The following is an 11,619-nucleotide window of genomic DNA, read 5'->3' as shown; positions in this document are numbered from 1 at the left end:
CAAATAAAAAACGAGTTAATCAACAGGCTCGTTAAAACTATTTAAGGTAATTATGAATAAATCAAATGATAATGGTAATGGTAATAAACCAACTAAATTACCTAATCGTAATAGAGAAAGTGTGAGTAAAAATAATGATAACGCAAAGATTCCAGCTTTGATTATCGGTGGTGCTCTACTTGGAAATTTAATTGCGCCTGGTGTTGGTGGCGCAATTGTTGGAGGAGCTCTTGGTGGGTTTTTAGGTAATAGCTCAAAAAATAATAGTAAGGGAAAATAGATGGATTTTATTGGAGTTATTATTCTTCTCGGGCTAATTTTAGTTGGGGTATATATCTATCTAACTTGGCATAAAGAAAAAACGAAAGCAGATTTAACAGAAGCAGTAACAATATTTATGTCTGCTGCTGGTCTTGTTTCATCTATGCAACTAGGTTTAATTGCTATACTAGAAGTGCATGAGTTTACCGGGAAGTTAGCAGATCAAAGAATTCCTGTAATTGTCGGTGCTTTTGCTATTTTGTGGGTTTCATTTCAAGCTATATATATGATTTTTGAAAAACATTATAAATGTCATTCGTCAGTGACTGTTTCTGGCCTATAGTATTTAACAATACGCCCTGAGGTGGACGGCGAATAAAATTCAGCCATTAATTGCAAGTTTTAAAAGTGGTGAGCCTCTTCGTTTTCCACCACCTAAATACAACCCTTATCCATTTGAATACCAGCGATCTAATAATAAATTGCGCTATCCCCACTTATTTTTACTTCAGCGATATCACTAAACGCGCCGCCCCAAAAACAAATTAACTAAGAGTCAAATAACAATACCTTAGTAAACGCTAGTTCATATTACGTCACGTAATATCCATACAGAACTTTAAGTTAAACATACGTTCGTGCAGCATTCCCATTTTTATTTGACTCAATTTATTGGACATTCTTTTTATGAAATTAAAGTTATTTATCGCAATTATTTTTAGCACTTCGATGTCGTCTTACGCGACGGAAACAGTAGATAAAACGGAGTTTTCATTCGAAGACTTAAAAGCGCTGGCAAAAGCCTCAGCCGAAAAGCCCTATACGCCAACTAAGGTGCCAGCGCCGGAGTTAATCGATAAAATTACGTATGACGAACATTGGAAAATACGCTTTAAAGAAGATGAAACCTTATATCCAAGTGGAAAAAAGGCGCCCGTACAATTATTTTACCCTGGCCGATATTTTCCAGAGCCTGTAAGTATTTACATCCGAGATGATAAAAATCAGGTTCAAAATGTACCTTTTAGTAATGACGTTTTTGATATGCCTGATGACAGCCCAGCTCACGATCTCCCAGAGGGGTTTGGATTTGCAGGCTTTAGAATAATGCGCCCAGATATGAAACCAGATTGGATATCTTTTTTAGGCGCGTCTTATTTTCGTACCGACGGGCCAGAGGGGCAATATGGACTGTCGGCTCGAGGTATTGCAATTAATACGGGTATGAATCAGCCAGAAGAATTTCCGCGCTTTTCTGCATTTTGGATTGGCCCCGCAGAGAAAAAAGGTGAAAGTGTGTCTGTTTGGGCATTGCTTGAAGGGCCTTCTATCACTGGTGCCTATCGGTTTGGTTTAAGTAAAGATAACAAAGAAGCTAAAGGCCATATCACCTCAGTGAGCGCTAATTTGTATATGCGCTCTGATGTTGAACGCTTAGGCGTAGCACCGTTAACCAGTATGTATTGGTACTCACAAAAAGATAAAACAGAAGCTAAAGATTGGCGCCCTGAAATTCACGATAGCGATGGCTTAGCTATTCACACAGGATCGGGTCAATACGTTTGGCGCCCATTAAATAATCCTCAGTCGGTGTCGACCAATAGTTTTATTGATGAGAACCCAAAAGGGTTTGGCTTAATCCAAAGAGATCGTGACTTTAATAACTACCAGGACGATGGCGTATTTTACAATAAGCGTTCATCAGCGTGGATAAAACCTACTGACGATTGGGGCAAAGGCGCAGTACAGTTAATCGAAATTCCTACAAAAGATGAAACGTTCGACAATATTGTTGCCTATTGGGTGCCCGAAAAAGAGGCGCGCAAAGGCGACGAGTTTACCTTTTCTTATGATATTGAGTGGCGTCCACTCGATCCAAAATCAAAAACACTTGCAAGCGTTGTAAATACTCGCCAAGGCTTAGGCGGGATTCCCGGCCAGCCTATTCCTGAAGGTGTTAACAAAATGGTGATTGATTTTGAAGGCCCAGTATTTAAAGGCTTAGATAACAAAAGTGGTATAAAGCCGATTGTTGAAGCCAGCAACGGTGAAATACTAGAGCCTATTGGGGTTTATCCGGTAGTTGGTACAAACCAATGGCGATTAGCATTTGACTACAAACAAGCTAACAATAATCCGGTGAACATACGCGCGTATTTAGTTGATAAGAATGATGAAGCTATAACTGAGACATGGGTAAGTGATGCAAAGGTAACGATTAAATAAGCCCTTAAATAAGCATTAAAGTAAAACGGGTGGCTATATTTTGATTTTCTGTCAATTATAGCCACCATAATGTCTATTAAAACGCCAATCAAAACACCATTAAAACTCCCTTTTATATCCCACGTAAAATATAGTAATCGATTGAATCAAAATATGAACTCGGCTATGGTTTGTTTATCAATAAAAATAAAAAAACGAGTTAACCTGCAGCTTGTTAGCTGTTTCGAGAGATTGTATGTTTTTTTTGAGTAAATTATTTTGTTGGGAGCGAGGCCGACAAAAATCAGGCTACGATAAAATGTTGATTTGTGGTGCTAAGTGGCCAATTAAATTTGATACATATTTGCTTAAATTCCCAAAAGGAAGTGAAATAGCACCACACACAGACAAAGTTGAATCTGGTAAACACTATCGATTGAATATAGTGCTTAAAAAAGCAGATTTGGGTGGTGAGTTTATTTGCAGTGATCCGATATTTGAAACAAAGCGGGTTAAACTATTCCGCCCTGATGTAAGTGAGCATCAGGTATCAAAAGTTATAAAAGGTAGTCGATATTTACTCAGCATTGGGTGGATAAAAGGGAGCTCTAAATGCTAGATTTAAGACCTAATTGTGAATGTTGTGATAAGAATCTACCTGCACAGTCCACAGAGGCTTTTATTTGTTCATTTGAATGCACATTTTGTTCTAGCTGTGCTCAAACGGTGTTAAATAACGTGTGCCCAAACTGCTCAGGTAATTTGGTTCAGCGGCCAATTCGCCCTTTGGCTGCACTAAAAAATTACCCAGCATCGACTAAGCGGGTATTAAAAGAAAGTGTTTGTGCGCCAAACACATAAAAACATAAAGTATAATAATTACATTTCTGGGTATGGAGATCTGATGAGAAAATCCTTTGAATTTACTATTAAGTCAATCAAAGTTAAAATAATTAACTCTTGGTTTAGTGGTGCTAAATTATATGTGAATGGTGACTTACGAGATACTGACAAAACTTTGTTAGCTATTAGGAATAATACTTTACTATCTGCAAATTTAGGTGAGTTGGGTGTTCTAGAAATCAAGCCATTATCGGGTTTAATTACCGTCGAAATGGATGCATATTTGGTTAATGGTACAAACATTCAACATGTATATAGCTCACATAAACGCCTTAGCCTAAAAGAGCAAAGGGCAGCCCGATAAAGCTACTTTAAATAACGTGTATTCCTGCGTTTTCCTGCATTTACTTGCCTTCATTAATAACCTCCAAATGACTTTGAGGAGGTTTAGGCCCCTAAGCATATCAAGTTAATATACTTGGTTTACTCGATTACCTTAAATCACTCACACTCTTTCACATAAAGTAAAAGCGCGCTGTACATTACACTGAGTGCCTTTGTTACATCGCTGTCGATAACCGCTTCTGCTGGGTGATGGCTTATACCGCCAGGGCTGCGTATAAACAACATTCCAACGGGGCAAATTGGAGCGATTGCCATTGCATCGTGCCCTGCGCCTGAGGCAAGTGAAGGCGATGCTTGGTTATTGAGTTTACATGCGCTTGAAAACAAATGCTGAATAGTGGTGTCGCACGCTACGGCATCGGCGGCATGCGTCCATTGCCAATCAAGCGTTAAATTGCGTTTGCTTGCTATAGATTGTGCGCTGCTTTGTATGGCGCTTAGTAAGTTAGCGAGATCGGTGTCGCTTTGTGCGCGTGCATCTAGGCTAATGGTCGTTTTACCTGCAATCACGTTTGTAGCCCCAGGGCGAGACTGTATTTGCCCTACGGTGGCAACTTCGCCATTTTTAGCATTACTTGCTAGTTTTTCAATTTCGGTTACTAATTCAGCGCAGCCTGCTAGTGAATCCTGCCTCAAGTTCATTGGGGTTGTACCCGCATGACCGCTTTGCCCTGTTAGGGTAAGCATGGCGCGTTTTGCTCCTGCGATTGCAGTTACAACCCCTAACGCCTGATTAACCGATTCGAGTACAGGACCTTGTTCAATATGAGTTTCCCAGTAACCTAGTAATTCGTTTTTGTTTAGTGCGGCCTTTGCATAGTCGTTGGGGTTTAAACCAAAGTCCAGCATGGCTTGGCGCATTGTTATGCCGTTTGTGTCTTCAATGTTTAGCCACTGTGGGTCAAATTCGCTAGCGAGGGCTTTTGAGCCAATTAAAGTTGTGGCAAAGCGGGTGCCTTCTTCATCGCAAAAGCCCACTACATCTAAATGAAAGGGCAGGTCGAGCTTTAACTTATGTGCAAGCGCTGCAATTTCTATCCCCAGTAGTACACCTAAAATACCATCAAACGCACCTGCGTTTGGTACTGTGTCGAGGTGCGATCCTATAATTAAACGTTTAGCATGTGGGTTTGATGATTTAAGCCGCCCCCAAAGGTTGCCCACTTCGTCTTGCCACGATTGCATGCCTGCCTCAACCATCCACGATGCAGTAACAGCGTTACACTCTTTGTGCTCTTTTGATAAGTACACGCGGTGAATACCGCCTTGCATTTGCGATAGTGCGCTGAGGGTTTTACAGCGAGATAAAGCGCGTGTTGCGTATTCATCAGCAAGCTCTTTATCTAATAAAGGGCTGTGTTGTGGGCTTACAATCGTCATGCTAAATCCTTTTTTTATTTATAGTGAGCAAGGGCGGCAATGGCGGCTTCGCCTTTAGGGCCTTTGTAACCGTTGGCATGTAGGCAAGCGTCTAAGCTTGCAAGTGTTTGTAATACAGCATCTTTTCGGGCGTTGTAGCCCATAGTGCCAATACGCCAAATTTTTCCATGCAATGGTCCAAACGAGGTGCCAATTTCTATTCCGAAATCGGTTAGCATTTGTCCGCGTACGTGATCGGCATTAATGCCCTCGGGTATATACACACCCAGTACGTTGTTCATTTTATGTGTTAAATCACCAAATACATTTAAGCCGAGCGCTTGAATGCCTGTTAGCATGGCATCGCCATGTAATTTGTGGCGCGCTACGCAGTAATCCACGCCTTCTTCAATAACAATGCGAGCACATTCTGAGGCGCAATACAGCATGCTGGTGGCTTCGGTGTGGTGGTTAAGGCGCTCCTCCCCCCAGTAATTCATGATCATGCCTAAATCAAAGTAGTTTGAGCGTACAAATGGCTCGGTGCCGTCGGTATGCTCCGCTGTACGAATACCCGCCTCTACTTTTTTACGTTTTTGGATCCAATCAGCGCATTTGTCGCTCAGTGTTAATGGCGCTGATCCAGAAGGTCCGCCTAAACACTTTTGCAGACCAACCGAAAGTGCATCGAGTTTCCACTCATCGGCAGGAAGTTCGTTACCCACAATAGAGGCGGTAGCATCACAATAAAATAGTACATCGTGCTTTTGGCAAATATCGCCAATATGCTCAAGAGGTTGGTTCATGGTGGTGGATGTATCGCCTTGTACCATAGCAAGTACATGGGGTTTTACATCGATAATGGCTTTTTCGATTTGTTCGGGCGTAAACACTTCGCCCCACGGTACTTCTATTGTGTGCACCTTTGCGCCAACGCGTTCTGCTATTTCAGCAAGTAGGTGGCCAAAGCGCCCCATAATTGGCACTAGTACTTTATCGCCTGGGCGTAAAATTGAGCATAACACGGCTTCAATCCCTGCGCGCGATGTGCCATCTATTAGCATGGTCCATTCGTTTTTAGTTTTAAAAATTTCGCGGTAACGTGCCATGGTTTCGTTCATAAAACCGGTCATTACTGGGTCGTATTGGCCTATAAGCTGCGCCGACATAGCACGTAAAACACGAGGGTCGGCATTAATTGGGCCTGGCCCCATTAATAAACGCTGTGGTGGGTTTAAGGTTTGAACTTGCGTGTTATTAAACATATTTTAGGCTCCCAGAGTCTGAATAAGCATGCGTATGCCGGTTATCATTAATACAACGGCAAAGGCGCGTTTTAGTTGTTTTTGATCCAGCTTGCTACCAATTTTTACGCCAATAGGCGCAAATAAAATAGTTAGCGGAATAATAAGAAAAAAGGCAGGGAGGTTAACCAATCCCCACGTACCTAGGGGAGCATCGGTTGGCGTTGTGCCAATACTTAATAAGGTAATAACACCTGGTAGCGCAATCAATAAACCAAAAACGGCCGCAGTTCCTACTGCAACATGGGCGCGTACATTAAATGCGTTTAGCATAGGTACGCCAATAGTACCGCCGCCTATGCCAATCATTACCGACAAACCACCTACAATACTTGCCATAACGCCTTGACCAAATTTACCTGGCAGTTGTTTTACAAGCGCGGGTGCGCCGGCTCTAAATAACATGTTTAAACTGACTAAAATAGCAATACAGGCAAACATAAGTACCAGTGCATTACCGCGTATTGAGTGCGCTAAGTAGCTGCCTACAACGGCCATAACTAAAATAAATGGTGCCCAGTATTTTATTAGCGCAAGGTCAATATTCCCTTTGCTATTATGCGAGCGAATAGATGAAAGCGAAGTAGGTACTATGGTTGCAAGTGATGTAGCGGTGGCTATCATCATTGCCGACTCTGGGCTTACGCCAAAACCTTGCAGTAAAAAATACAGCACAGGGACGATAACAATACCGCCGCCTACACCAAAAAGTCCTGCTAAAATTCCGGCAAAAATACCGGTTGCTATTAAGGCCGCTACTATTGGCCATTGGTTTATTATTTCTGACATTGTGTTCCTGCTGTAGTTACTGTTGCACGTCCATCTGAACGAGGATCTGTTGCAGCTTCAAGGCTTGTAGGTGTATCTAAAATCGCCCCAGCGTGCCCCATCATTTCGTTATTATTATCAACGCTTACCCAATCGTGGTCACGTTGATTTAATTCATGTTCTATATGAAAAACTAACCCTTTTTCAATTTTTAAATTTGTACTTGTATCGCCCCATGTACGTCCAAGTAACCAACGAGGGTCGCTAATCGCTTGTTTTATTGATTTATTTCGCCATGCGTAGCCTGCAAAAACAGCGGCTTGGGTTTGTGGCTGCCCTTCTCCGCCCATTGTTCCGTAAGCAAGTCGACGACCATCGCTAAACTTTGCCAGTGCTGGGTTAAGTGTATGAGCCGGCTTTTTATTTGGAGCAAGGGCGTTGGTATCTTGATTGTTTAAACTAAAGCTTAAACCACGGTTATTCCACACAAAGCCGCCTTCACTCATTAATATTCCGCTGCCAAATTCCCAGTAAATACTTTGAATAAAGCTGACTAATTGCCCGTTTTTATCTCTGGCTGCCATCCACACAGTATCGCCAGGCTCTGCGTTAAATGGCCACTGCTGTGCTTTACTCATATCAATATTGTTAGCAAGTTCGCCTAAGCGATTATCGGTTAGTGCGTTTTTATAATCGTCTCCTAATGCTTCAGGGTCAGCCCAAAGGGTAGGGCGATGGGTAAAGCTTTGTTTAGTTGCCTCAACAATTAAATGTGTCCAGTCGGCATCGGTTTTAGCTAAATGCTTTAACTTATTTACGGCACCAATTATTTGTAGTGAATGCACGCCTTGTGTTGGCGCGGGTAAGTTGTAGCAATCAATACCACTGAGGTTTGCATTTAGCGCAGTAACTACCCCGGCTTTAGTATTTGCAATGTCACCTGCGGTAATTGAGCTGCCTGCTTTTGCTAAGTCGGCGGCAAATGAGTTGGCAAGTGCGCCTTCATAAAATGCGTTTAAACCATGCTTTGCTAGGTATTCAAACGTTGCTGCAAGTTTAGGGTTTTTAAAATGTTGACCTGCTTGCAAGGGGTTACCATTGGGTATGTAGAGGCTTTTAAACGCCTCATTGGTATTGTTAGCAGCGGCTAGTTTTTCGCAGCCTGCTTGCAAGCTTTTTGTAACGGTAAAGCCCTCGCGCGCAAGCTCAATAGCGGGTGCTAAAATTTTTGACAGTGGTAGTGCCGCATGCTCATCTAGTTCAAGCGCTTTTTGCCAGCCGCGTATTGTGCCCGCTTGAGTTAGTGCGCTTAATCCGCCGCGCTCTGGTATTTGCGTGAGCGGGTTATACGCCGTTGTATTAGTTGCAGCGCGGCCGCAGGCGTCAATAGCTGTGGGCGTTTTTTGATTTGGGTTATCGATAAGCCAAAAGCTGTCGCCACCAATTGAGTTCATATGTGGATATACAACGCTAATAGCAGCGGCAGCCGCGACCATAGCCTCGGTAGCTGTACCGCCTTGTTTTAGTATATTTATACCCGCCTCAGTGGCCGAAAAATGAGACGCGGTAAATGCAATATTGTGTGTGGTCATGCCGGTGTGTCCTGTTTAAAATGTGCAGCTAGGTGCTTAACGCAAGCAAGTAGGCTTTTATCGTTACCGTGGCTCATCATTAATGAAAAACCATACAGATGATCATTTGCTAAATCAGCCAGCGGTAAATGCACTTGCGCTGAGCTACTAAGCCCTGCAATTGCCGAAAGCGTAATAATTTGCATGCGTAAGGCGCTTGTGTCGACGCCTAATTTAGGTGCGGTTGTAGGTGTGGTTGGCAAAAATAAACAGCTGTTTGTATTTAGGTTTTTAGCTATTAGTGTTTGCCATTGGGTTTGTACTTTTAGTGCTTCTTGTTCTTCTTGATCAGTTAGGGCAAGCGCCATATTAAAACGTGCCGCAATTGCTGGAGCAAACTGGGGAAGTTGCCCCGGCAATTGAAGCCAATCTTTATGCGTTTTTGCGATTGCTCGCCCTTGCAGTACTCTAAAACTATCCGCAAGTTCATTTAATAAGCTGCTGTTAGGTAGTTCAAATTCTTTATGGTGCTTAAAATTAGGCTTGGTTTTTTCAAGCAATTGTTTAAGTGGGGCTTGTAAAACAGGGTCAACGAGTTCAAATAACGGCTCACAAATAACTAAGGTATCAACGTTATTAATAGCTTGATTTGGTAGCAGTACATTACCTACATCGCTTAATAGCTCGGCGCTTTGGGTAAGCCAACCTATGGTATCAAAAGGCGGAGCCAACGGTATTAGGCCGTCTTTTTCAATCACGTTATGGCTTGGCCTTATGCCATATAAACCACAATAGCTGGCGGGTATTCTAATTGAGCCGCCGGTGTCGGTGCCTAAGCCAATATCAGCTAAGTTAGCAGCAACTGCAGCAGCAGACCCCATACTCGAACCACCGCAAGCATGCCCTTTTAATTTAGGATTTTGCGCAGCGCCATAATGTATATTATTACCCTCTAAGCTATAAGCCAGTTCGTCAGTATGGGTAAAGCCTATAAAGTTACAACCAGCGGTCATGAGCTTATTAACCGAGCTTGCCGTATTTTGAGCCGGTTTAGCTGTTTTAAACCAGTGTGGGTTGCCTGCGCTGTTACGCTCGCCCTTTACTGCAAATACATCTTTTACAGCTAAGCGATTGTTTGCAAGTAGACCAGATTGGTTTGTTTGCCACAGGGTAGGACCATGGTCACAAAAAATACCGGTCGTATTATTATTTTTGGTACTCATATCACCACTCGTTATAAAAAATCTGACCAAGCAGTTCAGATTTAGAGTGATTAAAAAGACGGATTAATTTTTATTATTTTTCAGCTCACTGCGTAACATCTTGTTTTTATTTTACAGAGCCTGATCCGCTTTTTAATCGGTTAGCTTATTATATTGTTTAAAACCTAAGCAAGAGGAATGCCATTAATTAAAATCCTGTCCAACTGGTCAGGTTTTGTTGGGTTATATGAGATTTGTAAATGTGGGCTATAAAAATAGTGAGATTAAAATGAGCTAAAACAAACCAATTTGGTGCGCAGATGCACCAAGTTGGTCTTTATTTATATGGTTTTGAGTGCTAAATAAGCGGCGTTTTACTGATGATTAAACCATTAATATCGGCGTAAACCCAATCGTTAGGTTCAATAGTGGTGCTAAGCATGGTAACAGCTTGGTTTTTATCACCAAAGCCGCGCTTTAAGGTACTACGCGGTGTAGAGCCTAGCGCCATTACAGGTAAGTTCATTGTGGCGAGTATTTCAATATCTCGGCAACAGCCATTTATTATTACGCCTTCCCAGCCATTATTTAGGGCACGCTCAGCCATAATATCGCCTATAAACGCAAAGCGTTTGCTCGCAAACCCGTTTATAACCAATACTTTACCTTCACCATTTTCATGTAATATATCGGCGGCAAAAGAGTTGTCTTCTGGGCAGGTAACGGTAACTACTTTGCCATAAAACGTGGTTTTTTTACCAAAGTGATAAAGGCCGCTGTCTGCTACTTGCACGTTATCGCGATGATCGTCAAATAAATCGGGTGTAGTAAAGGATGTCATGGGTTAAGTCTCACTTTGCTCAGGTATTTTAAGACCAATACCTTTTAAAATTATGTGGGCAATTGATTGCGTAATTTGTGCCACATCAGTTTCGTCGTACTCTAATTTGTTCATTACGAGTAAAACCTCAGCCTGAAAGTCGGCGTAATATTGCGTGGTAGACCAAATAGTAAAGAGCAAATGGTAGGGATCAACCTTATCCATTTTATCAGCGTCCATCCATGCTTGAAGTACATCAACCTTTTGTTTAACCCAAGGGCGGGTATTGGTTCTAAAGTAGTTTTGTAAATAGGGTGCACCGCGCAGTATTTCACTGGCAAATAAGCGAGATTGCATTGGCTGATTTACGGCCAGTATTACTTTGCTTTTAATATAGTTATAAAGCACGGTAGCTGGATCGTCGTTAATTGTGACGTTATCGAGCCCTAAGTTCCAATTAGCTATTATGCGGTCAATCACAGACTCGTACAGGCCATCTTTACTTTTAAAGTAATACAAAATATTAGCTTTTGGCACCTGCGCTTCTTTAGCAACCATGCTCATACTTGCTCCGTCGTAACCTAATTGCGAAAACAATTGCTCGGCGGCATCTAAAATTAGTTTTTGGTTTTTCTCGCGTGTAATTTCTTTTTTATTTGGCTTTATTTGTGTGGTCATTATAGAGTTTGCGTGTTTAACGTATTGATTGATTGTAGCTTTACTGACCAAAAGGTCAATTACTAAAAAGGGTGAATGTTAAAAACAGGCGAGAGGTTTAAGCTATTAACTTTAGGGTCTGTTGATATTTGCGGATTAAAATTCGTTCAAACTAGGGGCTATTTAATCGCGGCGCGAGATTTGTAACCTAGTGGGCTAAGTAA

At 42.1% G+C, this 11,619-nt stretch carries 13 protein-coding genes; 6 read left to right on the top strand and 7 right to left on the bottom strand.

The features are described 5' to 3' along the window. The first annotated feature begins 52 nt into the window (after positions 1 to 52). The 6 genes from DO88_RS11135 to DO88_RS11155 all read left to right on the top strand — a co-directional run bounded on the left by DO88_RS11135 (position 53) and on the right by DO88_RS11155 (position 3,673). Positions 53 to 280: a hypothetical protein gene (locus tag DO88_RS11135; protein WP_033038944.1), complete on the top strand. Its 228-nt coding sequence runs from the start codon at positions 53 to 55 to the stop codon at positions 278 to 280. Next, positions 281 to 604, top strand: a complete 324-nt coding sequence (locus DO88_RS11140) for a hypothetical protein (protein ID WP_033038941.1) — start codon at positions 281 to 283, stop codon at positions 602 to 604. A 344-nt stretch (positions 605 to 948) separates the two neighbouring features. Further along, positions 949 to 2,487 (top strand): glucan biosynthesis protein, encoded by a 1,539-nt coding sequence (locus DO88_RS11145; protein ID WP_033038939.1) that lies wholly within the window; start codon positions 949 to 951, stop codon positions 2,485 to 2,487. Positions 2,488 to 2,722: 235 nt separating this feature from the next. Continuing rightward, positions 2,723 to 3,085: a 2OG-Fe(II) oxygenase gene (locus DO88_RS11150; protein ID WP_033038938.1), complete on the top strand. Its 363-nt coding sequence runs from the start codon at positions 2,723 to 2,725 to the stop codon at positions 3,083 to 3,085. Continuing rightward, positions 3,079 to 3,327, top strand: a complete 249-nt coding sequence (locus DO88_RS18710; RefSeq protein WP_084166020.1) for a DUF1272 domain-containing protein — start codon at positions 3,079 to 3,081, stop codon at positions 3,325 to 3,327. Before DO88_RS11150 ends, DO88_RS18710 begins: the two co-directional genes overlap by 7 nt. A 43-nt stretch (positions 3,328 to 3,370) precedes the next feature. Beyond that, positions 3,371 to 3,673: a hypothetical protein gene (locus tag DO88_RS11155; RefSeq protein ID WP_033038936.1), complete on the top strand. Its 303-nt coding sequence runs from the start codon at positions 3,371 to 3,373 to the stop codon at positions 3,671 to 3,673. A gap of 137 nt (positions 3,674 to 3,810) precedes the next feature. Here DO88_RS11155 and DO88_RS11160 read toward each other — a convergent pair whose 3' ends face one another. From DO88_RS11160 to DO88_RS11190, 7 genes are all read right to left on the bottom strand, one after another. After that, entirely contained in the window at positions 3,811 to 5,094 is a 1,284-nt protein-coding gene (locus tag DO88_RS11160; protein ID WP_033038934.1) for an allantoate amidohydrolase, read from the bottom strand. A gap of 14 nt (positions 5,095 to 5,108) precedes the next feature. Beyond that, positions 5,109 to 6,338 (bottom strand): pyridoxal-phosphate-dependent aminotransferase family protein, encoded by a 1,230-nt coding sequence (locus DO88_RS11165; protein WP_033038933.1) that lies wholly within the window; start codon positions 6,336 to 6,338, stop codon positions 5,109 to 5,111. A 3-nt stretch (positions 6,339 to 6,341) separates the two neighbouring features. Beyond that, positions 6,342 to 7,166, bottom strand: a complete 825-nt coding sequence (locus DO88_RS11170; RefSeq protein WP_033028492.1) for a sulfite exporter TauE/SafE family protein — start codon at positions 7,164 to 7,166, stop codon at positions 6,342 to 6,344. Then, complete coding sequence (locus tag DO88_RS11175; RefSeq protein WP_033028493.1) at positions 7,154 to 8,737, bottom strand: gamma-glutamyltransferase family protein; 1,584 nt, start codon at positions 8,735 to 8,737, stop codon at positions 7,154 to 7,156. Before DO88_RS11175 ends, DO88_RS11170 begins: the two co-directional genes overlap by 13 nt. Then, entirely contained in the window at positions 8,734 to 9,939 is a 1,206-nt protein-coding gene (locus tag DO88_RS11180; protein ID WP_033038930.1) for an amidase family protein, read from the bottom strand. Before DO88_RS11180 ends, DO88_RS11175 begins: the two co-directional genes overlap by 4 nt. Positions 9,940 to 10,276: 337 nt before the next feature. Then, a complete protein-coding gene (locus tag DO88_RS11185) occupies positions 10,277 to 10,759 on the bottom strand; it encodes a putative 4-hydroxy-4-methyl-2-oxoglutarate aldolase (protein WP_024591947.1) in 483 nt (160 codons plus the stop codon). 3 nt (positions 10,760 to 10,762) lie between these two features. Continuing rightward, complete coding sequence (locus DO88_RS11190) at positions 10,763 to 11,416, bottom strand: TetR/AcrR family transcriptional regulator (protein ID WP_007584328.1); 654 nt, start codon at positions 11,414 to 11,416, stop codon at positions 10,763 to 10,765. Positions 11,417 to 11,619 lie beyond the last annotated feature (203 nt).

Source organism: Pseudoalteromonas sp. S3431 (genome assembly GCF_000690035.1).
GTDB lineage: Bacteria > Pseudomonadota > Gammaproteobacteria > Enterobacterales > Alteromonadaceae > Pseudoalteromonas > Pseudoalteromonas fuliginea.
The sequence above is the reverse complement of the archived record's forward strand: the minus strand, read 5'-3'. Positions and strand labels throughout refer to the sequence as shown.

Coding starts and splice junctions, on each gene's coding strand:
- DO88_RS11135 (WP_033038944.1), top strand. CDS start 53: ATGAATAAATCAAATGATAATGGTAATGGTAATAAACCAACTAAATTA.
- DO88_RS11140 (WP_033038941.1), top strand. CDS start 281: ATGGATTTTATTGGAGTTATTATTCTTCTCGGGCTAATTTTAGTTGGG.
- DO88_RS11150 (WP_033038938.1), top strand. CDS start 2,723: ATGTTTTTTTTGAGTAAATTATTTTGTTGGGAGCGAGGCCGACAAAAA.
- DO88_RS11160 (WP_033038934.1), bottom strand. CDS start 5,094: ATGACGATTGTAAGCCCACAACACAGCCCTTTATTAGATAAAGAGCTT.
- DO88_RS11185 (WP_024591947.1), bottom strand. CDS start 10,759: ATGACATCCTTTACTACACCCGATTTATTTGACGATCATCGCGATAAC.
- DO88_RS11165 (WP_033038933.1), bottom strand. CDS start 6,338: ATGTTTAATAACACGCAAGTTCAAACCTTAAACCCACCACAGCGTTTA.
- DO88_RS11190 (WP_007584328.1), bottom strand. CDS start 11,416: ATGACCACACAAATAAAGCCAAATAAAAAAGAAATTACACGCGAGAAA.
- DO88_RS18710 (WP_084166020.1), top strand. CDS start 3,079: ATGCTAGATTTAAGACCTAATTGTGAATGTTGTGATAAGAATCTACCT.
- DO88_RS11170 (WP_033028492.1), bottom strand. CDS start 7,166: ATGTCAGAAATAATAAACCAATGGCCAATAGTAGCGGCCTTAATAGCA.
- DO88_RS11175 (WP_033028493.1), bottom strand. CDS start 8,737: ATGACCACACACAATATTGCATTTACCGCGTCTCATTTTTCGGCCACT.
- DO88_RS11155 (WP_033038936.1), top strand. CDS start 3,371: ATGAGAAAATCCTTTGAATTTACTATTAAGTCAATCAAAGTTAAAATA.
- DO88_RS11145 (WP_033038939.1), top strand. CDS start 949: ATGAAATTAAAGTTATTTATCGCAATTATTTTTAGCACTTCGATGTCG.
- DO88_RS11180 (WP_033038930.1), bottom strand. CDS start 9,939: ATGAGTACCAAAAATAATAATACGACCGGTATTTTTTGTGACCATGGT.